This window comes from Aeromonas sp. sif2416 (assembly GCF_019218665.1).
Taxonomy (GTDB): Bacteria; Pseudomonadota; Gammaproteobacteria; order Enterobacterales; family Aeromonadaceae; genus Aeromonas; species Aeromonas encheleia.
This window is the reverse complement of the sequence record NZ_JAHUXC010000001.1, coordinates 656,514-680,590: the sequence shown is the minus strand read 5'-3', so window position 1 is coordinate 680,590 and position 24,077 is coordinate 656,514. Positions and strand designations below refer to the sequence as shown.

Genomic DNA, 24,077 nt, shown 5'->3' with positions numbered 1-24,077 from the left:
TGCGACGGCCCCTGTCGGCCGCCTCACCCACAGCTGTTATTTGGCGGGCTTCAACTTGCTCACCAGGGTCATGGCCAGCACCAGCAGCAGGCCCGCCACCACGCCGGCCACCGCATTGAGCAGGGTCGGCGTCAGGGCGGCCAGCACTGTGCCCACGGTTGGCAGGGTGGCCACGGCCTCGGCGGCCCCCTCCACCAGGTGATGGGCGAAGGGCCAGCCGTGCACCAGGATGCCGCCGCCGACCATGAACATGGCGATGGTACCGACCAGCGCCAGCAGGTGCATCAGGCGGGGAGCCGTCACCAGCAGGCCGCGCCCCAGCAGGCGGCGCAGGGCGCCGGCGTCCGGCTTCTTCAGCAGGTGCAGGCCGATGTCGTCCAGCTTGACGATGAGCCCCACCAGGCCATAAACCCCCACCGTCATCAGCAGGGCGATGCCCGCCACCACCGAGATCTGCAGGGAGAGACTGGTGCCCTGTACGGTGCCGAGGGCGATGACGATGATCTCGGCGGAGAGGATGAAGTCGGTGCGAATGGCCCCCTTTATCTTCTGCTGCTCATAGGCCAGCATATCGTCCGGCACGGGCTCCGCCCCCTGCCCCGACCCCTCGTCGCCATGGGGCAGGAACTTGTGGGCCAGCTTCTCCGCCCCCTCGAAGCAGAGGTAGGCGCCCCCCAGCATCAGCAGGGGGGTGATGAGCCAGGGCACCAGCACGCTGATGGCGATGGCGGCCGGCACCAGGATCAGCTTGTTGCGAAAAGACCCCTTGGCCACCGCCCACACCACCGGCAGCTCCCGCTCGGCGCGCACCCCGGAGACCTGCTCGGCGTTGAGGGCCAGATCGTCCCCCAGCACCCCGGCGGTCTTCTTGGCCGCCGTCTTGGTCATCAGCGCCACGTCATCGAGCACGCTGGCAATATCATCGAGCAGGGCCAACAGACTGGTTCCGGCCATATCAAGCATTCCTCATATCAGTGGTGAGAGCCCCTCGGGCAGATGGCCTGGCGACGACCTTGCTCATCAGGGGTTCCGCATTGCGGGCAAAAGATGGCACAGTGTAACGAGAAGCCGCCGTTTCGGCAGCACCCATAGCAGGGTCAATTGACCTTGTTTTACCCGCAAGCCCCTAGCCCAAGGAGTTCCCATGCAACCCTGGCAACCTCTGCTCGATTTCTGGTTTGGCGATGATGCCGACGACGCCGCCCGCGCCAACCGGCAGGCCCCGCTCTGGTGGGGCAAAAGCAGCGAGACAGATGCGCTGATCGCCAGCCGCTTCGGCGCGCTGGCCGCGGCGGCCGCCGCCGGCGAGCTGGCCCCCTGGGCCGAGGTGCCCGTCGGCCGGCTGGCGCTGATCCTGCTGCTCGATCAGCTGCCGCGCAACATCCATCGCGGCACCCCTGGCGCCTTTGCCCAGGATCCGCTGGCCCGCGAGCTCTGTCTGAAGGGCTTGTCGCTCGGGGCGGACAGGGCGCTCTCGCCGCTGGCGCGGCTCTTCTTCTACCTGCCGCTGGAACACGCGGAGTCCCGGGAGCAGCAGACTCGCAGCGTGGCACTGTTCGAGGGGCTGGCGGCCGAGCAGGAGGGCAGCCCCGCCGGGGTCACCTTCGCGGGCTTCGCCGACTACGCCCGCCGCCATCAGGTGATCGTCGAGCGCTTCGGCCGCTTCCCCCATCGCAACGCCATCCTGAGCCGCACCGACACGCCGGAGGAGGCGGTCTTCTTGCTGCAACCCGGCTCTGGCTTCTAGGCCCCACCGCAAACCGCAGAGATAAAAAAACGGGCCCACTGGGCCCGTTTCGCATTGCTTGGCTCGGGGGATCAGGCCGCCTCCGCCAGCGCCTCCTCTTTCTTCTGGTACGCCTGGGGCGAGAGCCCCAGCAGTTCCTGCACGGTCGATGCCACAGTGATGGAGGAGATGGTGCCCACCAGGATGCCGGCGAACAGGGTGAAGGAGAAGCCATAGAGCGCATCGCCGCCGAACAACAGCAGGGCCCCGACGGTGAAGAGGGTGGTGCCCGAGGTGATCATGGTGCGGCTGAAGGTGGCCTTGATGGCCACGTCCGAGCATTCGTGGATCCCCATCTGGGTGCGCGAGCTGAGCAGGTCCCGCAGCCGGTCCGAGATGACGATGCTGTCGTTCAGCGAGTAGCCTATCACCGCCATCAGGCCGGCGATCACGTTGAGATCGAACTCGATGTGGAACAGCGCCAGCAGCCCCAGCGCCACCAGACCGTCGTGCAGCACAGAGACCAGGATGCCGATGGCCTGGCGCCACTCGAAGCGCACCGCCAGATAGGCGGAGATGGCGAGCGATGCCACCAGCACCGCCAGCATCCCCTGCTGGAACAGCTCGGCGCCCACCTGGGGGCCGACTATGGTAGTGCGCAGCAGCTCCACCGGCAGGCCGAGCTGCTGGCTCAGCATCACCGCCAGCTCCTCGGCCGGCCAGGGCAGCTCGTGGGGCGGCAGCTTGATGAGCCACTCCCCCGGGATGCCGGCGCCGCCGAGCTCCACCGCCCCCGCCAGCGGGGCGCTCAGCAGAGCGTTGAGCTCGTGGGCCTCCTTCAGGGTCTGGATGCGAAACTCCAGCAGTATGCCGCCGGTGAAGTCGAGCCCGAGCGACAGCCCGTTGATGGCCAGCACGGCGACGCTCGCGACGGTCAGCAGCACGGAGATCCACAGTCCGATGTAACGCCAGCGGGTCAGGCCCATGGCAGCGATCATTCTCAGCATTGTTCTTCCCTCGACAGCAGATGGCTCTGGCTTCCCAGCGGGAAGCCGGTGGCGCGGAGCAGGCTCGAACCCACGGCGCTATGACACAGGCAACTCGTTCTGATCATGGTCATACCCTCAGCAGCTTGGCGCTGCTCTTGCCCCAGAGGGGGTTGATGATGGCGCGGGTGCCCCAGATGCCGGTCACCATGCTGGAGATGAGCCCCAGGATCAGGGTGATGGAGAAGCCCTGCAGCGGGCCTGAGCCGATGGAGTAGAGCACCACGGCGCAGATCAATGTGGTGATGTTGGCGTCGAAGATGGTGCGAAACGCCGAGCGATAGCCAAAGTCGATGGCGTTGGCCAGGCTCCCCCCCTCTCGCAGCCGGTCCTTGATCCGCTCGAAGATGAGCACGTGGGTGTCCACCGCCATGCCGACGGTGAGCACCAGGCCGGCGATCCCCGGCAGGGTCAGCACGGCCCCTGGCAGCACCGCCAGCATGCCCACCTGCATCAGCAGGTTGGCGATGAGCGCGGTGATGGCGACCCAGCCGAACTTGCGATACCAGGCCATCATGAACAGCATCATGCCCGCCATGCCGAACGCCAGGGCGGTGAAACCCGCCTCTATGTTCTGCAGCCCCAGGGTCGGCCCGATGGAACGCTCCTCCAGGATCTTGAGCGGTGCGGTGAGGGCGCCGGCCCGCAGCAGCATGGCCAGCTCCTGGGCCTCTGGCAGACTGCCAATACCTGTGATGCGGAACTGGTTGCCGAGCGCCGTCTGGATGGTGGCGACGTTGATCACCTCGCTCTGGGCCCGCAGCTTGCCCTGGGCGTTGGTCTTGTATTCGGTGAAGACGGTGGCCATCGGCTTGCCCACGTGCTGGCGACTGAACTGGTTCATCTTGCTGCCACCCAGGCTGTCGAGCACGATATTGACCTGGGGTTGGCCCATCTCGCCCATATTGGCGCGGGCATCGACGATGTGCTCACCGCTCAGCACCGGTTTGCGCGCCAGACCGACCGCCTGACCGCTGCGATCCGCCATGAAGAAGCGGCTGTCGGCCTGGGCCTCGTAAAAGGCCAGCGACGCGGTGGCGCCTATCACTTCCTTGGCCTGCTTGGGATTGTGTACCCCGGGCAGCTCGATGCGGATGCCGTCCTGGCCCTGACGCTGGACCGAGGCCTCGACGATGCCGAGCTCGTTGATCCGCTTCTTGAGGATGGAGAGGTTCTGGGTCACGGCGTTGTTGGCCAGCAGGGTGCGCTCGGCCTCGCTCATCACCAGCCGCAGCTCGTTGCCGCTGCGATTGAGTTGCCACTGATCCTGACGGGTACCGGCGGAATCCTTGATGATGTTGAGCCAGGGGGCCTGATCCGCCACCTCGGGCAGCGTGACGCGCACCTCCCCCTCGCTCACCCGGGCCACGTTGGCGCCGCGCAGGCGCGCCTCGCGGAACTGGGTACGCAGCATGTCCACCAGGTTCTTGGTCTGGTTGTCCACCACGAAGCTGAGATCGACCCCGATCAGCAGCTGGGAGCCGCCGCGCAGGTCCAGCCCGAGCTTGATGGGGGCGGCGCCGAGCTGGCTGATCCAGGTCGGCGCATTGGAGTAGAACTCCAGGGTCAGGGCCGCGCTGTCATGGCCCTGTTGCTCCAGCAGCTGCTTGGCCCTTTGCTGATCGGCCTGGCTGTTGAACACCAGCTCGACCCGCTCTTTCTGCTGCACCTGTTTGACCGGCTCTATCTGGTGATCGCGCAGCAGGCTGCGCTGCGCCTCGGTCAGGCTTGTCTGGCCGTGCAGGCCGAGGGAAGGCTGCTCACCGAAGAAGGTGGGCAGGGAGTAAAACGCGAAGGTGAGCAGCATGAGCAGCAGCAGGGCGTACTGCCACAGGTTCATGCGGTTCAGGGTGATGCGACTCTTTTTTCTCATGGCAAAGGCCTCTGTCGGGCGAAGGCGGCGGGCACGGAACCAGGGTTCGCACCACGCAAGAAAATTCAAATGAGATGGCGGGCCCGTTCACATGCGGTGAACAGGCTTTATGAGCGGCGATGAGGCAGTGCGGTAAGGCCAGACCCCATCGGGATCAGGCGAGATAACTCTGGGAGAAACGGTATTGCAGATGCTGGCGTTGCAAGCGATGCCGGTGAATGGTGGCAAAGCGATCGCGGAAGCTGTGTTTGGGGTAGAGCAGGGCGGCATAGAGCAGCAGGCCGCACAGCAGCAGCAGGATGGCCTGCTGTGACCAGCTCATGACGAGCTCGTAGACGACGCTCTTTGGCTGGTTGTCGCCGCGCAGGGAGTGCTCGAGGCGCAGCAGATGATTCTGGTGGGAGCCGACAAACTTGACGACACCGTCGTCGCTGTCGCTGGCGCCGTGGCTGGCCTGTACCAGCTCGGACTGATCTCCTGCGCCGGCCTTAGTCATCATCTGGGTCTGCTGGGCGGCGGACCGATGAGCGGATACCTTGAGCCCCTCCACCGAGACGGTAGAGAGCAACAGAGTGAGCGCGATGAGCAGGGTCATCGTCGCCAGTTTCACTTTGTCCAGCAGGCTCAAACGGTTAATTCCTGAAAAATAGAGGGGGTAAACTACCACAGCCCCCCGGATAGAACAAGGACGGCAGGCCTCGCGGCCTGCCGTCCTTGTCGCCTAGGGGATGCGCCATCAACCGCCTTTGGTCATGGCCGCGAAGTCCTCGGCATAGTCCTTGAGCAGGCTGTAGAGGTGGGCACGCTGGGAGAGATCCATCGACTGGCTGAGATCGCTGAGCCACTTGATGGTGCGCTGGCGGGACTGGTCGGTGTAACCGGTGAAGCGCCCGTCCATCAGGCCGTCCCCCTGTTGCAGCAGACGAGTCAGCTCCTTGCCAAAATCCGGGCTCTGGCGCTGCTTCATCAGCCGATCCAGCTCCAGGCTCCAGGCCCCCTGGAACTCCAGCCAGGGCCCCATCATCTCGTATTGCCACTCGGCCCATTGGGCGATCAGCGGCTCCTGGGCCGGCTTGACCCTGCCTATCCAGAACCGCAGCCGCTCGTTCATCTTCTCCCTGAAGCCCTTGAGCATCTCCTCCCTGGATTCGGTGGCGAAGTCATGCTGGCGCTCCTGCTGGCGCTTCACCCTGTCGGTCATGAAGTGGGCCACCTGGGCGTCGGTCAGGGTGCGAGCGAGGCGCACTGTGCGGGGGATGGCATTCTCCAGGGTGCGGGTCAGGCTGCCCTGTACCTTGTCGAGATGATACTCGACCTGGACCGGGCTCATGGGGCTCGCCACCGCCTTGGCCAGGGCATCGAGATCCCTGGCGTAGATGGGCAGCTCATGTTGGCGATGCCAGGCCATCAGCCCCTTCACCTCGCTGTCGAGCAGCTTCTTCTGGCTGCGATCCAGGGAAAAATAGTCGTCCAGCTGCCAGACGATGGCCGAGTCGAGCCAGTAGTAGATCACCCGGGTCGCGCAGCCCGTCAGCAGCAGACAGAGCAGCAGCAGACTCCAGCTACGGGGTTGACGCCATGAGAATGTGGTCACCATGCATGCCTCCAATTCGTTGAAAAAATAAGCGTCATTCGATGCACTCGAGTCAGTCTCACTCCAGACGTTGGCGGTGGCTGTCGATCAGGGTCTGATAATCGGGGCCGGCTTGTTGCTCCGCCATCAGCAGGCCCCACAGCAGGGCGATGTAGTCAACCCATGGCAGGAAGGCGTCGGCCTGAAATCCCTTGCCATTGAGCAGCTTATGAGTGCCTCCCCTGTCTTCAAGATAGCAGTTCTCCAACTGACTCTGCTGCTCTTCGCTCCAACCGTGGGTGCGCACTATGCTGGCGAGCTCGAACCCCGGGTGGCCGGCGGCGCCATACTCCCAGTCGATGACCCAGGGTCGGCTGCCCAACAAGTTAGCCGGATTGAGATCGTGATGGCAAGGGAGCCAGCAATCGTCCGGCTCGCGGCTGGCGAGCAGGCCCCGCTCCAGCGCCGGCAACCAGGCTGGCACCTGGGCCAGCCTGGCGCGATAACCGGCGCTATGGGCCCGCACCGCCATCACCACCCGGGGCAGCGGCAGCCGGTGCAGGCGGCGCAGCACCTCGGCCAGCAGGCGGGGCTGTTCGGCCGGCGGGGGCGGCGCCTGGACCCAATTCGGATCGTCGCACCAGTCCAGCAGCATCAGGCCGGAAGCCGGATCGCTGTGATGGCACGCCAGGACCAGCCCCTGCCCCACCGCCCCCTGGTAGAGCTGCCATTCGGTGGCCCGATCGATACCTAGCCGCACCGGATCCGGGTGACCGAGCCGCAAAAAGTAGCTGCGCCCCGAGGAGAGGCGCAGCCGGTAGTTGCAGTTGGTCAGGCCGAGGGCAAGGGGCTCGAGCTTCCCCTGGCGCCAGGGGGCCGGCAGGCGGTTCAGCAGTTCGAGCTCGGCCAGATCGCCGGACTGGGCCCGCGCCGCAGCGACAGCTTTGTGCAGATTACCGGGCTGTTTGTTCACATCACCAAGCTTCTTGTTCACATCACCAACCGAAAGTGGAGGTCTTCGCCTGCTTGCGGATCTCTTTCTGATCGGCCCACAGTAGCTCGCCGTTCTGCAGATCCATCAGGTTCATGGTCATCTGGTAGTAGACGTCCTTCACCTTGCCGTTGTCCTTGACGATGCTGGCCAGGTTGCCATAGACCATGTAGCGGGCGCCGGTCTGCTTGCCGAGCCGTACCATGGAGGCGGAGTCCACCATGCCGCTGCTCTGCTGATACTCGAGCTGCTGCTTGACCGCGGCCACCTTGCTCATGTCGACGAAGCGGAACTTGCCGGCCCGCAGCAGCTTGGTGCGCATGGTGTCGGTGATGGCCTCGGTGTCGATGTGCTCCGAGGTCTTGTTGCGGATGCTGTCCATAAACAGCACGGGACGGCCCGCCGCGGTGATCTCGCCGGTGGCGGGAGAGCTCAGCATGGAGTCCGCCATCTTGTCGGCGATGGCCTGCAGATCCGACGAGCCGTAATCCACGGTCACCGTCTCGGTTTCGGTCGGATCGCCATAGCTGACGGTGGTGCTGGAGCAGCCGCCGAGCAGCAGGGTACCGCTCAGGATCAGCAGGGCATGGTTCATTTTCATCAGTTCGATTCCTCAATCACTTCGCGTACATAGACCCTGTATCCCTGGGCGGTCGGGTTAGGCGCCAGGGCCGACAGGGTGCGGCTCTGGTAACCGTGGAGCTTGATGGGGGTCCAGCCGCGACCATCGCTGGCCAGCTCCTGGCCGCTGCCATCATACCAGTAGAACAGGTATTGCAGATGGCTGTCCCCCGAGCGGCTATTGGCCAGGATCACGTTGACCTGCAGCAGGCCATTCTGCTCGCGGCGGCTCTGCTCGGTCAGGGCAACGTCCAGCCCGCTGTTGTGGGTCTCCAGCTGGGCCGCGCCCCCCGCCGGGGCATAGAGCGCCACGCCGGCGGTGTTGGTGGTACAGGCTGACAACAGCAGCATCAGGCCAAGGGCCGCACCATGGGCTTTCATCGTATTCTCCTTATCGACCGCCAAAGGTGGCCATCGGTGGCTGCCCCGCAAGGGGCATAAATCACATCGGGTGTGGCCGCTAGAGCGGCAGCACCCGGGTCGTCAGGCCGGCACCGAGCCGCTGCACCCACACCAGGGTGGTGCGGCCGCCATGGACGGTGAGCGGCAACTCGCGGCGGGCACTGCCCGCCCCCAGCTGGAGCCGCACCTCGCCGGCCGGCAGCATCCCCTGCCAGCTGGAGGCCTGGGCCGGCAGCGTCAACCAGCTGCGGGTATCGGCCCGCTCCGACAGGGTGTTGAAGATGCCGACCATGATGTTGCCCACGTCTCCCCCCTCCTTGGCGGCGCTGCGCCGCAGCTGCTCCTTGGTCAGCAGCCGCAGCGCCTGCCGGGTCAACATGCCCGGCAACCGCTCCTGCAGATCCTTGGCGGCCAGCGCCCCTAGCTGGACCAGGGGGCTGGTCTGCTCCTGGCGGCCGCCCACCGAGACCAGCAGCGGCCCGCCGTCGCTGGCCCGATTATCGTAATAGGGCACCGCCACGGTAAAGGTCCGAAAATCGCCGCCCGAGGTGGCGATGGGCAGCGGCAGGAACAGCTCCCGCCGCGCCGGGATCAGGCCATCTTCAAACAGCACCACCAGCTGGCCCTGATCCTTGAGCAGTGGCGGCGCCTTGCGACCGACGCTCTTCTCGGTCTCCTTGAGCTCATCGGTGGAGCCGCGCAGCCGTGCCAGCCGCAGCAGGGCATCCTGCAGGCTCCGGTTGTCCGGCGCTATCTGGTAGCCGCGCTGGTAGTCGACCCAGGCATCGTTGAGATCCCCGGCCGCCTCATAGAGGACGCCGGAGAAGTAGAAGGTGTAGGCGTTCTGGAAGCCGTTCTTCACCTGGCCTATCAGACGATCGAGCTCGGGGGCCCCGCGCGACATCAGCTGGCGCATCTGTTGCTCGGTGCTCGCCTCCCGCCCCTGCCGTTCGACCTGCCGCACCTCGGCGGCCCGCGCCTTGAGCGCCCGCTCCTGCACCTGATTGGCGCGGCGCACCTCCACCAGGGCGCCGTCGGCATCCCCCCGTTGCAGGTAGTTCAGCGCCAGATAGTGGTGCAGCATGGTGCGCTCGTAGTCGGGCACCCGATAGGTCATGGTCTGATCGTTGGTGAGCAGGCTGCCCGCCTGGGCCAGGCCGCGGCTCAGCCGGTACTCGGCCTGGTTGTCCTCCCAGCCGAGGCGGCCATCGGCGGCGGCGAAGGCCTGCTTGCTGCCGGCATCCTGGCCGGCGAGCCAGGCGATACGCCCCTGCTCCAACCGATCCAGCACATAGCTGTCGTCCCCCAGGCTGGAGTCGCGAACCTCGGGCAAGGCCTCGGCGGCATGACCCAGCAGCAACTGATTGCGCAGCGGCACCATCTGATCTGAATAGGAGACGAAGAGATCCTGCCAGTGGGAGGCGCAGCCCCCCAGCAGCAGACCGGCCAACAGCAGGCCGGTCAGTGGGGCGGGACGGATCACAGGCTGAGCAGAGGGCCCAGCGGCTGACCACCGACCAGGTGCATGTGGATGTGGTAGACCTCCTGCCCGCCGTGGCGGTTGCAGTTCATGATCAGGCGATAGCCGTTTTCGGCGATGCCGGCATCGGCTGCCAGCTTGCGGGCGACGGTGAACATGCGACCGAGGGCCAGCTCATGATCCGGCTCCACGTCGTTGACGGTGGGGATCAGCACATTCGGCACTATCAGGATATGGGTCTTGGCCTTGGGCTGGATGTCGCGAAACGCGGTCACCAGATCGTCTTGATAAAGGATGTCGGCGGGGATCTCTTTGCGGATGATTTTGCTGAAAATGGTTTCTTGCGCCATGGGTAACTCCTTTATATGAAAAAGAAAATTTAACACAAACCTCAAGCGACTCCCAAAAATGCCGCCGTGGTCCGCCAAGTGTGACACAAGCCGATATTTGGCACAGCCGTTGTCCCAATCCCTTCAGTTATTGTTAAAAATACCGATAGTCAGGGGGACGTCCTCCGTATCATCGACGCCTCGCCCGCACAGGGTGGAGTGCAGGGTACCAAAAGGACGGGGTACTCAGGCAAGGGACTTTTGCATAGACAGCGGGACAATAATGAAACAAACCATGTCAGACCTCTCGATCTTACAGAGAGTCTATTTAGGCTTTGCCATCCTGGTCGCCGTGATGGTGGCCACCTCGGTGCTGACGTTTCGTAGCCAGAGCGAGCTCAATCAGGCGCTGGATCAGGTGACGCAGCAATCCATGCCGCTGGTGATCGCCAGCAGCCAGACCCAGATCAGCCTGCTCAGCGCCAACAAGTGGCTCACCGACGTGCTGACCGAGCAGGACACCAAGTTGCTGCAGGGGGAAGTGGCCGAACTGCAGCAGGCCAAGCAGCAGGTCGACAAGATGCTGGCGACCCTCAAGCAGCAGGTCGCCAGCCACCCCGAGCTGCAGGGGGAGATGGCCGCCCTCGGCCAGCTGGTCGATGACTATCTGCGGCTGACCCAGACCCTGCCCACCGAGCACGAGGCGCTGCTCACCCGGCTGCACAAGGTCAACCAGGCCAAGGGCCAGTTCCAGGTCAGCCTGCCCCAGTTCAAGAAGAACCTCGGCGACATGATGGTCACCGTCGACGACAGTTTCATCAAGATGCTCTCCGAGACCCTGACCACCAAGCTCTCCGCCATCGAGCTCTCCACCATGGATGCCCTCAACCAGAGCATCCCCGCCCCCATCGAAGCGGCGCTCAAGCGCAACAAGATGCAGATCGAGGGCTTCAACAGCACCATCAAGGATCTGCAGGGGGAGCTCAAGGATTTTGACAACAACATGGGCCACTACGTCCATGGCTTCGTGCGCGACACCACCGCCACTGAAGGGGTGCTCGCCCAGTACCTGGCGCTGATGAAGCAGCAACAGAGCATGCGTGAGCAGAGCAAGCAGGCGAGCCAGCTCATCGTCAGCATCCAGAACAAGCTGGAGGGGATCACCGCCCAGAGCCAGCAGCTAATGAACGCCAGCATCAAGGCCTCCGATCGGGTGCAGACCCGAAGCACCCTGACCCAGGGGATCAGCATAGTCATCGCCATCTTCGTCGCCATCCTGGTGGCCTATACCCTGGGCAAGGCCATTCGCCGCCCGCTCAAGGAGCTGCTGCGGGTGCTGACCGAGGTGACCCAGGGCGACATGACCCAGCGGGTCGGCTTCAAGAGCCAGAACGAGTTCGGCCAGCTCGGCAGCCAGATCAACCTGCTGATCCAGCAGATGGGGGACGTGCTCCGTCAGCTCTCCCAGGCGTCGAACCAGCTCAACAGCGCCGCCCACGACAACCGCCACACCACCGAATCGGTGCGGGCCGATCTGGAGAAGCAGCGCCAGGAGACCGCCTCGGTCGCCGCCGCCATGACCCAGATGGAAGCCTCGGTGCGGGAGGTGGCCCAGGCCGCCAACCAGACCCTGGAGCGGGTGCAGGATGTGGAGAAGGCCTCGGAGGTGGGCCGCAAGGTGATGGCCGGCAACATCACCACCACCCATCAGCTGGCGGGCAAGCTGCAGCAGACCGGTGCGGTCATCGCCGATGTGAGCGCCATGAGCGGCCAGATCGGCAACATCCTCGATGTCATCCGCGGCATCGCCGAGCAGACCAACCTGCTGGCCCTCAACGCCGCCATCGAGGCCGCCCGCGCCGGTGAGCAGGGCCGCGGCTTCGCGGTGGTGGCGGACGAGGTGCGCAACCTGGCCGGCCGCACCGCCCAGTCCACCAGCGAGATCCAGACCATGATCGAGAACCTGCAGCAGGGGGTCGCCCGGGCGGTCGACGTGATGCAGGAGTGCTCCCGCGAGATGGACAGCTGCGTGGATCAGAGCTCCCAGGCCAACAACGCCATGGAGGAGGTGCAGGGCATAGTGGTGCTGATCAGCGACATGTCGAGCCAGATCGCCTCCGCCGCCGAGCAGCAGCAGGCCACCAGCGCCGACATCGCCACCAACCTCAACCGCATCTCGGACATCTCGGATCTCAACTATCGGGGCATAGAGAAGGTGGCCGAGACCAGCCAGCAACTCGACAGCCTGGCCGAACAGCAGGAGGGGCTGGTGCAGCGCTTCCGGCTCAGCGCCTGAGCTTTACCGGGCGTTCTGTAACCAAAGAGAGGGGCCTGCGGGCCCCTCTCTCGTGACGCCGCAAAGCGCCTGGCGCGAAAGTCGGATCCCGATCACGGACAGGGGCGCACCGCTGCGCCAGCATGGGCCATCGACCTCTTTTGACCCCCTCGGCCAGGCCGAGCCCAGGATCTCGCCATGATCTCCCTCAGCCAGTTGCTGCTGTTTGCCGGCGCCGCCCTCTTGATGGCCCTGACCCCCGGTCCCAACATGCTCTATCTGCTCTCCCGCTCCCTCTGCCAGGGGCGGATGGCGGGCATCATGTCCTGGTGCGGTGTGGTGCTGGGCTTCAGCGTGCATATGCTGTGCGCCGCCATCGGCCTGACCGCCCTGTTCATGACGATCCCGCTGGGCTATGAGCTGCTCAAGGTGGCCGGCGCCCTCTACCTGCTGTGGCTCGCCTGGCAGGGCATACGGCCGGGAGCCAGCTCCCCGTTCGAGCCGACCGCGCTGGCGGCCCAGTCCCCCGGCCGGCTGTTCCTGATGGGGCTGCTCACCAGCGTGCTCAACCCCAAGGTGGCCATCTTCTACCTGTCGGTGCTGCCCCAGTTCATCGCGCCGGATGTGGGATCCGTGCTCAGCCAGAGCCTGCAACTCGGCACAGTACAGGTGCTCATCAGCGCCGTCGTCAACCTGATGGTGGCCCTGTCCGCCGCCCGCCTCGCGCTCTGGTTCGCCCGCCACCGCCTTTGGCTCGCGGTGCAGCGTTACGTGATGGCCACGGTGCTGGGGCTGCTCGCCGTCCGTCTGCTGGCCCAGGGCCGCAGCTAGCAAACCCCGCCCGGACCCAGACAACAAGAAGGCTCCCGTGGGAGCCTTCTTTGATTGGACCTTCGATGCGGCCAATGAGCCACCTCAGAGTTCAGGCGTAGGCGATGGCGCCCTTGCCGACCCCCTCGTAGGCCACTATCTTCACGAACTTGTCGCCCACCTGTTGCTTCACCTCGCGGGCGATATGGTGGGCCAGCAGCTCTATGGTGGTGTCGGTGTCGATCATCTCCACCTCAGCCGCCGGCATGGCGAGCTGGAACAGCCCCTGTGGCGCCACGTACTTGAAGCCAAGGTGATGCTCACCCAACTCGGCCTGCGCCAACTCGCTGAGTGCCAGCTCGTTCAAGGGCACCTTGTCTTCCTCGGTGCCGAGGTAGATGTCGGCCCAGCGCTCGGCCCAGTTCAGCTCGAGCTCCCCATCCCGCTCCCCATCCACCAGGATCTCGATGGGAGAGCGATGGCCGTGGGCGATGCGCTGGCAGTTGCCGTCGTGCTTCTTGAGCCCGTGGCTGTAGTGATAGAAGGCGCCGTCGAGCCGCTCCTGGCGCAGGGTCAGCGCCAGATCCTTGATGTTGTCCGGCAGCCGCTTGGCCAGCACCGCCAGCAGATAGCGGGTCACCGACTCCTTGTCCACCTGGGGCGCGGAGATGAAGGCGAACGCCTGGGACGGGCAGCGCAGGTGGATGGAGCGCTGGGGGCGCAGCAGATCCACGGTGCACTCGCCGTCGTCCAGGGGCTGGATGTGGACCAGGCCGCAGTCGGTCGGCACCAGCAGCTTGTGATCCACCTCTTCATCGATGATCGACTTGATCAGCTTCTTCACCCGACCAAAGTCCAGCAGCATGCTCATCTCGTTGAGCTCGCCGCTCATCTCGATGTCCACCAGCCAGCTCTCCCCCACCATGCCGCGACGCTCGCACAGGTAGCTGGAATCGATCACGGTCAAATCTCTAACAAATAACTTCATCACTCAGGCCTTGCTACAGAGAAAGTGCAGTTTGCGATATTATGACCCCGGATTATCGGCAAAGGAACTGGAACCCCCCATGAACAAATTGCTTATCAAGAATGCCACCCTGGTCAACGAAGGCCGCATCTATGCTTCCGACGTGTTGATCGAGGGGGAAAGGATAGCCCGCATCGCCCCGGACATCAGCGCCCCCGATGCGGTGGTGATCGATGCCGCCGGCCGTCATCTGATCCCCGGGATGATCGATGATCAGGTCCACTTCCGGGAGCCAGGCCTGACCCACAAGGGCACCATCGCCAGTGAATCCCGGGCCGCCGTGGCCGGTGGCACCACCAGCTTCATGGAAATGCCCAACGTCAATCCCCAGACCACCACCCTCGACGCCCTCGAAGCCAAATACCAGATAGCCGCCAACTCCGCCGCCGCCAACTACAGCTTCTACCTCGGTGCCACCAACGACAACCTGGAGGAGATCAAGAAGCTCGATCCCAAGCAGTCCTGCGGCATCAAGATCTTCATGGGGGCCTCCACCGGCAACATGCTGGTGGACAACCAGGAGACCCTGGCGGCCATCTTCCGCGAGAGTCCGGTGATGATAGTCACCCACTGCGAGGACACCCCCTCCATCAAGGTGCTGGAAGACGAGGCCCGCGCCAAGTGGGGCGAGGATGTGCCGATGCGCGAGCACGGCCGCATCCGCAGCGCCGACGCCTGCTACAAATCCTCCAGCATGGCGGTGGGGCTGGCGAAAAAATACGGCGCCAAGCTGCACGTGCTGCACCTGACCACGGCCAAGGAGTTGTCGCTCTTCACCGCCACCCCGGATCTGAAGGATCTCAAGGACAAGAACATCACCGCCGAGGTGTGCGTCCACCACCTGTTCTTCAACGAGTCGGACTACGACACCCTGGGCAGCCAGATCAAGTGCAACCCGGCGGTGAAGAGCGCCGCCGACCAGCATGCGCTGCTGGATGCGGTGCGCAACGATGTGCTCGACATCATCGCCACCGATCACGCCCCCCACACCTGGGAAGAGAAGCAGAACAGCTACTTCAAGGCGCCGTCCGGCGTGCCCCTGGTGCAGCACTCCCTGCAGGCGCTGCTGGAGCTCTACCACAACGGCGTCTTCTCGCTGGAGACCATCGTCAAGAAGACCTCCCACGCAGTGGCCGAGCGCTTCCAGGTGCAGGATCGCGGCTACATCCGCGAGGGCTACTTCGCCGACCTGGTGCTGCTGGATCTCGGCAAGCCCTATGTGGTCAACGACAGCAACCTGCTCTACCTGTGCGGCTGGTCGCCGTTCAACGGCTACCGTTTCCAGAGCACCGTCGAGATGACTCTGGTCAACGGCCAGATCGCCTGGCAGAACGGTCAGGTCACCGATCAGGTGCTGGGCAAGCGGTTGACCTTCAACCGCTGACCTTTGCTCGCGAGCGATGCCTGTCACTCGTGCCAAACGGCCGCCCATCGGGCGGCCGTTTTCATGCCGGACGGCGAATTGGCGCCGACAAAATGAGCGGCTGGTCACACTTTGATCCGAGGTTGCTCGTAAAGCAGACGAACGCACTCAGGAGTGGATTTCCCCTGTTGACAGGATCGGGGCATCTCCATAAACTCCCTCCCCGTCAGCCGAGCTGACTCCGTCGGTGTGTAGCGCAGCCAGGTAGCGCATCTGCATGGGGTGTAGAGGGTCGGAGGTTCGAATCCTCTCACACCGACCAAATTCCCCGAGAAAGGCCTTGTCTAACGACAAGGCCTTTTCTTTTTGTGCTCCCCTGCCTCTTTTTGTGTTCCCCTGCGTGGCCGCGCCGCGATTGTCTCGCCCGGTGCTTTGTGCTGTAGTGATGCCGTGTTTCGCCAACCGGCTTGCAAACTAGATGTCGCGTATTGCCCCCCTCTCCCTCGGTTCCCGCCTGTGCGGCCTGCTGCTGATCGGCCTGCTGAGCGGCTGTGCCACCCCCTATGACAGCGAAAAATCCTTCTGGAACGGCCGCACCGGCTTCTCCCAGACCCAGCTCGGCACGGATCGCTGGCAGCTGGAGTTTGTCGGCAACGAGCTGGTGGACAGGGAGACGGCGCGCAAGTACGTGCTCAAACGAGCGGGGGAGATGGCGCTGGCACTGGGGTACGCCTGGGTGCAGGTGCATGAGCTGAGCGTTTCACGAGATGCGGTCAGGGTGACCCCCGCCCGCCCCCGGTTCGGCTTCGACGAGTATGAGCCCGACACCTTCATGGACGAGATGCAGGTAGAGCACCGCACCTCGGCCCTGCTGATCTTCTCCCTCGCCCAGCGCGCAGTAAATGAGCAGAGTCTCGAAGCTATTTATATTGCAAATGTAAAAATAAACAGTGATTAATATAGATTAATTGCAAGATCTATATCACATACAACTAATAACAACATAAAGTTCTGCCATAAGCCGCTGGATTTCCCTTTCGTGATTAGGCATTCTGCCAGCACACCGGCTGTCAGGATTCCATGGCCCGGATCACAAAAACGGACTGAGGTGGCCCCCCGCCACCTGTACACGCACTGCACACAGAGACACTGGGACTCCCCCATGAAAATGAATAAGTTGACGGTTGCCATCCTCATCGCGATGTTGCTTGGCATTTTTACCGGTCAAGGTTACCGCCTGCTGGCGCCCGCTCAGGCGGCTGATTTCGCCAGTGACATCACCATCTTGACCGACATCTTCCTGCGCCTGATCAAGATGATCATCGCCCCCCTGGTCTTCACCACCCTGGTGGTGGGCATCGCCAAGATGGGCGACACCCGCACCGTGGGCCGCATCGGAGTCAAGACCCTCGGCTGGTTCATGCTGGCCTCGCTGATGTCCCTGACCCTGGGCCTGATCATGGTGCACCTGATGCAGCCGGGCGTGGGGCTCTCCCTCTCCCTGCCCGATGACACCGCCAGCTCCGGCGTGGTCGCCAGTGCCCTCTCCCTCAAGGACTTCGTCACTCACGCCATTCCCAAGAGCGTGATCGAGGCCATGGCCACCAACGAGATCCTGCAGATAGTGGTGTTCTCCCTCTTCTTCGGGCTGGCCGCCGCCGCCCTGGGCGATGCCGCCAAACCCGTGGTCAAGCTGATGGCAAGCAGCGCCGAGATCATGCTGAAGGTGACCGGCTACGTGATGAACTTCGCCCCCTTCGCGGTGTTCGGCGCCATCGCCGCCATGGTCGCCAAGGAAGGGCTCGGCATCCTCGCCACCTACGGCACCTTCATGGCCCAGTTCTATCTGGCCCTGGCCTGCCTCTGGCTGCTGCTCATCGCCATGGGTAGCCTGTTCATCCGCCGCCGCATCCTGACCCTGCTGTCCATGATCCGCGAGCCCATACTGCTGGCCTTCTCCACCGCCAGCTCCGAGGCCGCCTACCCCAAGACCCTGGATCGGCTGGAGAAGTTCGGCTGTGACAAGCGCATCGCCAGCTTCGTGCTGCCCATGGGTTACTCCTTCAACCTGGACGGCTCCATGATGTACTGCACCTTCGCGGTCATGTTCATCGCCCAGGCCTATGGCATCGAGCTCAGCATGGCCCAGCAGATCACCATGCTGCTGCTGCTGATGGTCACCTCCAAGGGGATGGCCGGGGTGCCGCGCGCCTCCCTGGTGGTGATCGCCGCCACCCTGAACCAGTTCCAGATCCCGGAGGCCGGCATCCTGCTGCTGCTCGGCATCGACCACTTCCTCGACATGGGCCGCTCCGCCACCAACGTGCTGGGCAACGCCATCGCCGCCAGCGTAGTGGCCAAGACCGAAGACAGCCTGGGAGAGACCCAGCCCGAGGGCGAACTCGCCAAGGCTTGAGCCAACGCCACCCAGCAAAAGGCCCGCAGATGCGGGCCTTTTTTCTGCGCTGTGATCAGCACCAGCGCCGCACCCGCCGGCAGTACTGCACATAGGCGATGCCGAAGCGGGCACGCAGGGCGCGCTCCTCCGGCAGGATCTGAAAGCGGGTGAGCCAGCCCAGCAACAGCAGCGGACCCAGCCAACCCCAGAGGCCGCCGAGATAGCAGGCCAGTGCCATCAACCAGCAGAGCAGCCCCAGATACATGGGGTTGCGGCTGAGGTGATAGACCCCCTGGGTCACCAGCACCCGGCACTGTTGCAGGCGGATCGGGTTGACCGTCGTGCGCTGCCGATGAAAGTTCAGCAGCGCCCCGCCCCCCAGCAGGGCGCCCGCGATCAGCAGGCCGCCAGCCAGGATGAGCGCCACCCCGCCCCCCCTCTCATCCCCCCGCCCCAGCCACATGGCAAGCGCGATCACGACAAACAATAACAAGGGTGGGATACGCAGCTCGAAACGCATATTTTCTTCCTGCAACATGTGCCACAAATGGCGCCATTGCGATACACTCGCAGCGCCGGTAGCTGGGCAAAAAGTGACAAAGATCATCAGCATAGCAACATGCAGCCCCAGCGACACCGCGTCTCGCATCAACCGCGATCATCCTCAACACGAACAATAAGAAGGAATCACCTCATGCACAAGCAAACCCTGCTCGCGACCCTGATCTTCGGCCTGCTCGCCGGCCAGGCCGTCGCCGCCCCCTACCTGCCACTCGCCACCGATCTGCGCAACGGCCAGGAGCAGACCGCGACCAACGCCTGGCTGGAAGTGGACTTGGGTGCATTCGAACACAATATCCAGACCCTCAAGGATCGCCTCGGTGACAAGGGGCCACAGATCTGCGCCATCATGAAGGCCGACGCCTACGGTCACGGCATCGATCTGCTGGTGCCCTCGGTGGTCAAGGCCAATATCCCCTGCATCGGCATCGCCAGCAATGAAGAAGCCCGCGTGGCCCGTGAGAAGGGCTTCGAAGGCCGACTGATGCGGGTGCGCGCCGCCACCCCGGCCGAGGTGGAGCAGGCGCTGCCCTACAAGCTGGAAGAGCTCATCGGCAGCCTGGAGAGTGCCAAGGGCATCTCCGACATCGCCCTGCGCCACAACACCCAGATCCCGGTCCATGTCGGCCTGAACTCCGCCGGCATGAGCCGCAACGGCATCGATCTGCGCCAGTCCGGTGCCAAGGACGAGGCCCTGGCCATGCTCAAGCTCAAGGGCATCACCCCGGTCGGCATCATGACCCACTTCCCGGTGGAGGAGAAAGAGGACGTCAAGCTGGGGCTGGCCCAGTTCAAGCTGGACAGCCAGTGGCTGCTCGAGGCGGGCAAGCTGGATCGCAGCAAGATCACCATCCACGCCGCCAACTCCTTCGCCACCCTGGAAGTGCCGGACGCCTACTTTGACATGGTGCGCCCGGGCGGCCTGCTCTACGGCGACTCCATCCCCTCCTACACCGAATACAAGCGGGTGATGGCGTTCAAGACCCAGGTTGCCTCGGTCAACCACTACCCGGCCGGCAACACCGTCGGTTATGACCGCACCTTCACCCTCAAGCGCGACTCCCTGCTCGCCAACCTGCCGCTCGGTTACTCCGACGGCTATCGCCGGGCGCTGAGCAACAAGGCCTATGTGCTGATCCAGGGCCAGAAGGTACCAGTAGTGGGCAAGACCTCCATGAACACCATCATGGTGGACGTGACCGATCTCAAAGGGGTGAAACCCGGTGACGAGGTGGTGCTGTTCGGCCGTCAGGGGGATGCCGAGGTGAAGCAGGCGGATCTGGAGGAGTACAACGGTGCCCTGCTGGCCGACATGTACACCATCTGGGGCTACACCAACCCCAAGAAGATCAAACGCTGATCGGCCATCTGATATGAAAAAAGGGCTCCCATGGGAGCCCCTTTTATTGCTACTACATTTAGGCGGTCTTTTTACGGGTCACCCAGAGGCTCAATCCCATAGAAGTCAGCAGGATCAGGGCCACGACGCCCAGCGCTATGCCGGTGGGGATCTTGAACACCTCCAGCAACAACATCTTGACCCCGATGAACATCAGGATCAGCGCCAGCCCGTACTTGAGCAGGGCGAAGCGATCGGCCACCCCTGCCAGCAGGAAGTACATGGCACGCAGACCCATGATGGCGAAGATGTTGGAGGTCAGCACGATGAAGGGATCCGTGGTCACCGCGAAGATGGCCGGGATGCTGTCCACCGCGAAGATGAGATCGCTCACCTCCACCAGCACCAGGATCAGCAGCAACGGCGTGGCGTAGCGTACCCCGTCACGCCAGACGAAGAAGTTCTCCCCTTCCAGGCTTTCGGTCACCTTGAAGCGGCGGCGCATCCAGCCCAGCAGCGGGTTGTTGCCAAGATCCGGCTCCTTGTCGGCGGCCCACAGCATCTTGACCCCGGTCAGCAGCAGGAAGGCGCCGAACAGGTAGAGGATCCAGTGGAACTGCTCGATGAGCCAGCTGCCGGCGAACACCATGCCGGCGCGCATGACGATGGCGCCCAGCACCCCGTACAGCAGCACCCGGCGCTGCAGCTCGGCCGGAATGGCAAAGTAACCGAACAGCATCAGCCAGACGAAGACGTTGTCCACCGCCAGCGCCTTCTCGATGAGGTAGCCGGTGAGGAACTCCAGCCCCTTCTGGTTGGCTATTTCACGGCCTGCGCTGTGATCCAGCCAGAACCAGATGGCCAGGTTGAACAGCAACGCCACGCTGATCCAGACCAGGGACCAGATACCCGCCTCCTTGAGCGACACCTTGTGCGCCTTGCCACCGCCGACAAAGCGGATGTCAATCCATAACAGGGCCAGCACTATGCTGAAGAAACCGGCCCACATCCACCATTCACCCATTTTCACTTCTCCCAGAAACGACAAAACCCACGACCGAGAGGCGTGGGTTTGCGTTTGGAGCAGATACACCTTGCCTCTCGGCAAGGTCTCACTTACAGCAAAAATATTGCTGCCCGGCTGCCGGGTGCACTGCAGGAAATGGGTGCACCGTAATGACGACAAACCGGCGAGAAGTTACTCCCCTTGTGCGGCGGATAGTATCAGCCTCGAAAGATAACGCCAAGAGGCATCTTATCCGCCACGGCAAAAAATCGGGGCGCCACCTGGGCGCCCCGCATACTCATCTCAGGCTCAGAGTGGATCCACCTTGAGACAGGAGACCGCGTGGTCAAAGTTCCCTTCCAGCATGGGCCTGGTCTTGGCACACTCGGGGCCGGCCACCGGGCAGCGGGTGCGGAACACGCAGCCGGACGGCGGGTTCATGGGAGACGGCAGATCCCCCTCCAGGATCTGGATGACCTTGCTGCGCTCCAGGTCCGGATCCGGAATGGGCACCGCCGACATCAGCGCCTTGGTGTAAGGGTGCAAGGGGTTGGCGAAGATCTCCTGGCGAGTGCCAAGCTCCACCGCGTTGCCCAGATACATCACCAGCACCCGATCCGAGATGTGCTTCACCACCGACAGATCGTGGGCGATGAAGATGAGCGACAGCCCCATCTCCTTTTGCAGGGACTTGAGCAGGTTGACCACCTGGGCCTGGATGGAGACATCCAGCGCCGACACCGGCTCGTCACAGATGATCATCTTGGGCTCCAGGATCAGCGCCCGGGCGATGCCGATGCGCTGGCACTGACCGCCGGAAAACTCGTGAGGATAGCGGTTCACCAGGTTGGGCAGCAGCCCCACCTTGGTCATCATGGTGCGCACCTTCCCCTTCACCTCATCCCGAGACAGCTTGGGATAGAAGGTGATGAGCGGCTCGGCGATGATGTCGCCTATGGTCATGCGCGGGTTGAGGGAGGCCAGCGGGTCCTGGAAGATCATCTGGATCTCCTTGCGCTTCTCCCGCAGCGCCCCCTGATCGAGCTGGGTCAGATCCTGGCCCAGCCACACCACCTTGCCGTCGGTGGCCGGCACCAGGCCGATCAGCGCCCGCGCGAAGGTGGACTTGCCACAGCCGGACTCGCCGACCACCCCCAGGGTCTCCCCCTCGTACAGGCGCAGGGTCACCCCGTCCACCGCCTTCAAGGCGGAGGGTTTGGCCCAGGGCCAGGCCTTGTCACTCTTGATGCTGAAGTGGACCTTGAGGTCGGACACTTCCAGCAGCAGTTTCTTGTCAGTACCCATTTAGTTTGCCCCCTTGATCATGGCATCCGATACCCAATGGCAGGCCCGTGTCCGTCCGTCGCCGAAGGGGGTCAGGATCGGGGATTGCTGGCCACAGATCTCGTGAGCCCGGTGGCAACGCTCCTGGAAGGGGCAGCCGACGGGCAGACGCAGCAGGTTGGGCGGATTGCCCGGGATGGTGGGCAGCACTTCCCCCTCGGTGTCGAGGCGGGGAATGGCGCGCAGCAAGCCCTCGGTGTAGGGATGACTCGGGCGATAGAAGATGTCGTTGACCCGGCCGTACTCCATGGTGCGGCCGGCATACATCACCAGCACCTTGTCACAGATGCCGGCGACGACGCCCAAGTCGTGGGTGATCATGACGATGGAGGTGTTGAACTCGCGCTTGAGCTCGTTCATCAGGGTCATGATCTGGGCCTGCACCGTCACGTCCAGCGCCGTGGTCGGCTCATCGGCGATGAGCAGTTGCGGACGGCAGAGCAGTGCCATGGCGATCATCACCCGCTGGCGCATGCCACCGGAGAACTCGTGGGGGTACATGTTCATCCGCTTGCGCGACTCGGGGATCTTCACCGCATCGAGCATGCGTACCGACTCCTCGAACGCCGCCGCCTTGCTCGCCCCCTTGTGCAGCATCAGCACTTCCATCAGCTGATCCTTCACCTTCATGTAGGGGTTGAGGGAGGTCATGGGGTCCTGGAAGATCATGGCGATCTTCTCGGAGCGGATCTTGTTGAGCTTGGATTCCGGCAGGTTGAGGATCTCCTCGCCCTGGAACTTGGCCGACCCGGTGATGATGCCGTTCTTGGCCAGCAGCCCCATGATGGCGAAGGCCGTCTGGGACTTGCCAGAGCCGGACTCGCCGACGATCCCCAGGGTCTCGCCAGCCGCCAGGGAGAAGTTGAGGTCGTTGACCGCCACCACATTGCCGTCCGGGGTCTTGAACTCGACCCGCAGATCTTTTACATCCAGTAATTTCATATAAACACTCCTTATCGATCTTTCGTGACGCTTTCCTGCCGATCCTTCAGACGCTATTAGCGGTCCTTGGGATCGAGGGCGTCACGCAGACCATCCCCGAGGAAGTTGAAGCAAAACAGGGTCACCACCATGAAACCGGCGGGGAACAAGAGTTGCCAGATGGCCACTTCCATCGACTTGGAGCCTTCATCCAGCAGGGCACCCCAGCTGGTCATGGGTTCCTGCACGCCGAGCCCAAGGAAGCTCAGGAAGGATTCGAACATGATCATGCCCGGCACCAGCAAGGTGGCGTAGACGGCCACGATGCCGAGCACGTTCGGCACTATGTGACGGGTGATGATCTTCCACTTGGAGACGCCACAAACGTGGGCCGCCTCGATAAATTCCTTGCTCTTGAGGCTCAGGGTCTGGCCTCGCACGATCCGCGCCATGTCCAGCCAGCTCACCGCGCCGATGGCGAGGAAGATGAGGGCCAGGTTGCGACCGAAGAAGGTCACCAGCATGATCACGAAGAACATGAAGGGGAAGGCGTTGAGGATCTCCAGTACCCGCATCATCAGGCTGTCGACCCGTCCGCCGATGAAGCCGGAGGCCGCGCCGTACAGGGTGCCGATGACCACGGCCACCATGGCGCCCATGATGCCGACCATCAGCGAGATGCGGCCGCCGAGCAGGGTGCGCACGAACAGATCGCGGCCCAGGCTGTCGGTGCCGAAGTAGTGACCCGCCTCCATGTCAGGGGCCGATTGCATGGCACCCCAGTCCGGATCGTCGAAGGTATATTGGGACAGATGGGGCCCGACTATCACCGCCAGACCGATGATGGTCAGGATGATGAGACTGGTGAGAGCCGCCTTGTTACGCAGGAAACGGCGACGGGCATCCTTCCACAGGGAACGCCCTTCCACCACTTCCACTTTCTGGGCGAACGCCTCGATGGCTTCGCGCTTCTCAGTTGTGACAACCATGAT

Annotated in this window: 23 protein-coding genes and 1 tRNA gene; 8 read left to right on the top strand and 16 right to left on the bottom strand. The window is 63.6% G+C overall.

The window, feature by feature from the left end; translation table 11 throughout:
- Positions 1–36 precede the first annotated feature (36 nt).
- Positions 37–954, bottom strand: coding sequence for a DUF808 domain-containing protein (locus tag KW821_RS03065; RefSeq protein ID WP_218290380.1), 918 nt, complete (start codon positions 952–954; stop codon positions 37–39).
- 190 nt (positions 955–1,144) lie between these two features.
- Between KW821_RS03065 and KW821_RS03060 the strand changes: the two genes are divergently transcribed.
- Complete coding sequence (locus KW821_RS03060) at positions 1,145–1,747, top strand: DUF924 family protein (RefSeq protein WP_218290379.1); 603 nt, start codon at positions 1,145–1,147, stop codon at positions 1,745–1,747.
- A gap of 71 nt (positions 1,748–1,818) precedes the next feature.
- Here the strand turns inward: KW821_RS03060 and secF are convergent, their stop codons facing one another.
- From secF to hinT, 9 genes are all read right to left on the bottom strand, one after another.
- Positions 1,819–2,733 carry a protein translocase subunit SecF gene (gene secF, locus KW821_RS03055; RefSeq protein WP_197720918.1) on the bottom strand — a complete coding sequence of 305 codons (915 nt, stop codon included), beginning with the start codon at positions 2,731–2,733 and terminating at the stop codon, positions 1,819–1,821.
- 109 nt (positions 2,734–2,842) lie between these two features.
- Entirely contained in the window at positions 2,843–4,645 is a 1,803-nt protein-coding gene (gene secD / locus KW821_RS03050; RefSeq protein ID WP_218290378.1) for a protein translocase subunit SecD, read from the bottom strand.
- A 154-nt stretch (positions 4,646–4,799) separates the two neighbouring features.
- On the bottom strand, positions 4,800–5,273 hold the full coding sequence (locus KW821_RS03045; protein ID WP_218290377.1) for a hypothetical protein: 474 nt from the start codon (positions 5,271–5,273) through the stop codon (positions 4,800–4,802).
- 108 nt (positions 5,274–5,381) lie between these two features.
- Positions 5,382–6,242 carry a DUF6279 family lipoprotein gene (locus tag KW821_RS03040; RefSeq protein WP_218290376.1) on the bottom strand — a complete coding sequence of 287 codons (861 nt, stop codon included), beginning with the start codon at positions 6,240–6,242 and terminating at the stop codon, positions 5,382–5,384.
- Between the two features lie 55 nt (positions 6,243–6,297).
- A complete protein-coding gene (locus tag KW821_RS03035) occupies positions 6,298–7,170 on the bottom strand; it encodes a phosphotransferase (protein ID WP_371317025.1) in 873 nt (290 codons plus the stop codon).
- Positions 7,171–7,213: 43 nt separating this feature from the next.
- Positions 7,214–7,810 (bottom strand): penicillin-binding protein activator LpoB, encoded by a 597-nt coding sequence (gene lpoB / locus KW821_RS03030; RefSeq protein ID WP_042653442.1) that lies wholly within the window; start codon positions 7,808–7,810, stop codon positions 7,214–7,216.
- On the bottom strand, positions 7,810–8,211 hold the full coding sequence (locus KW821_RS03025; RefSeq protein WP_218290375.1) for a YcfL family protein: 402 nt from the start codon (positions 8,209–8,211) through the stop codon (positions 7,810–7,812). Before KW821_RS03025 ends, lpoB begins: the two co-directional genes overlap by 1 nt.
- A 79-nt stretch (positions 8,212–8,290) precedes the next feature.
- Positions 8,291–9,712: a hypothetical protein gene (locus tag KW821_RS03020; protein WP_218290441.1), complete on the bottom strand. Its 1,422-nt coding sequence runs from the start codon at positions 9,710–9,712 to the stop codon at positions 8,291–8,293.
- Positions 9,712–10,062 carry a purine nucleoside phosphoramidase gene (hinT, locus tag KW821_RS03015; RefSeq protein WP_218290374.1) on the bottom strand — a complete coding sequence of 117 codons (351 nt, stop codon included), beginning with the start codon at positions 10,060–10,062 and terminating at the stop codon, positions 9,712–9,714. The genes KW821_RS03020 and hinT overlap by 1 nt, the downstream gene beginning before the upstream one ends.
- Before the next feature lie 262 nt (positions 10,063–10,324).
- On the opposite strand from hinT, the gene KW821_RS03010 reads away from it, so the two are divergent.
- Entirely contained in the window at positions 10,325–12,337 is a 2,013-nt protein-coding gene (locus KW821_RS03010) for a methyl-accepting chemotaxis protein (RefSeq protein ID WP_218290373.1), read from the top strand.
- A gap of 177 nt (positions 12,338–12,514) precedes the next feature.
- The gene (locus KW821_RS03005; protein ID WP_218290372.1) at positions 12,515–13,147 is read left to right on the top strand and encodes a LysE family translocator; all 633 of its coding nucleotides are present in this window, start codon (positions 12,515–12,517) and stop codon (positions 13,145–13,147) included.
- A 91-nt stretch (positions 13,148–13,238) separates the two neighbouring features.
- On the opposite strand, the gene KW821_RS03000 is transcribed toward KW821_RS03005, so the two are convergent.
- Complete coding sequence (locus KW821_RS03000; protein WP_218290371.1) at positions 13,239–14,114, bottom strand: 6-carboxytetrahydropterin synthase; 876 nt, start codon at positions 14,112–14,114, stop codon at positions 13,239–13,241.
- Positions 14,115–14,193: 79 nt separating this feature from the next.
- On the opposite strand from KW821_RS03000, the gene KW821_RS02995 reads away from it, so the two are divergent.
- The 4 genes from KW821_RS02995 (at position 14,194) to KW821_RS02980 (ending at position 17,932) form a co-directional block, all read left to right on the top strand.
- Positions 14,194–15,537 carry a dihydroorotase gene (locus KW821_RS02995; RefSeq protein ID WP_042653437.1) on the top strand — a complete coding sequence of 448 codons (1,344 nt, stop codon included), beginning with the start codon at positions 14,194–14,196 and terminating at the stop codon, positions 15,535–15,537.
- A 224-nt stretch (positions 15,538–15,761) separates the two neighbouring features.
- Positions 15,762–15,838 (top strand) — tRNA-Pro (locus KW821_RS02990).
- Between the two features lie 156 nt (positions 15,839–15,994).
- A complete protein-coding gene (locus tag KW821_RS02985) occupies positions 15,995–16,474 on the top strand; it encodes a hypothetical protein (protein WP_218290370.1) in 480 nt (159 codons plus the stop codon).
- A gap of 204 nt (positions 16,475–16,678) precedes the next feature.
- Positions 16,679–17,932 carry a dicarboxylate/amino acid:cation symporter gene (locus tag KW821_RS02980; RefSeq protein WP_042651762.1) on the top strand — a complete coding sequence of 418 codons (1,254 nt, stop codon included), beginning with the start codon at positions 16,679–16,681 and terminating at the stop codon, positions 17,930–17,932.
- A gap of 55 nt (positions 17,933–17,987) precedes the next feature.
- Here the strand turns inward: KW821_RS02980 and KW821_RS02975 are convergent, their stop codons facing one another.
- Entirely contained in the window at positions 17,988–18,434 is a 447-nt protein-coding gene (locus KW821_RS02975; RefSeq protein ID WP_170175998.1) for an isoprenylcysteine carboxylmethyltransferase family protein, read from the bottom strand.
- Positions 18,435–18,608: 174 nt separating this feature from the next.
- Here KW821_RS02975 and alr point away from each other — a divergent pair, with 174 nt between their 5' ends.
- The gene (alr, locus tag KW821_RS02970) at positions 18,609–19,835 is read left to right on the top strand and encodes an alanine racemase (protein WP_042654536.1); all 1,227 of its coding nucleotides are present in this window, start codon (positions 18,609–18,611) and stop codon (positions 19,833–19,835) included.
- A gap of 58 nt (positions 19,836–19,893) precedes the next feature.
- Here alr and KW821_RS02965 read toward each other — a convergent pair whose 3' ends face one another.
- From KW821_RS02965 to oppC, 4 genes are all read right to left on the bottom strand, one after another.
- Entirely contained in the window at positions 19,894–20,838 is a 945-nt protein-coding gene (locus KW821_RS02965; RefSeq protein ID WP_218290369.1) for a TerC family protein, read from the bottom strand.
- A 291-nt stretch (positions 20,839–21,129) separates the two neighbouring features.
- Positions 21,130–22,125 (bottom strand): murein tripeptide/oligopeptide ABC transporter ATP binding protein OppF, encoded by a 996-nt coding sequence (gene oppF / locus KW821_RS02960; protein ID WP_218290368.1) that lies wholly within the window; start codon positions 22,123–22,125, stop codon positions 21,130–21,132.
- A complete protein-coding gene (locus KW821_RS02955; protein ID WP_042654533.1) occupies positions 22,126–23,106 on the bottom strand; it encodes an ABC transporter ATP-binding protein in 981 nt (326 codons plus the stop codon). It abuts the gene before it with no gap.
- Between the two features lie 56 nt (positions 23,107–23,162).
- Positions 23,163–24,074 carry an oligopeptide ABC transporter permease OppC gene (gene oppC, locus KW821_RS02950; protein WP_042654532.1) on the bottom strand — a complete coding sequence of 304 codons (912 nt, stop codon included), beginning with the start codon at positions 24,072–24,074 and terminating at the stop codon, positions 23,163–23,165.
- Between the last annotated feature and the right edge of the window lie 3 nt (positions 24,075–24,077).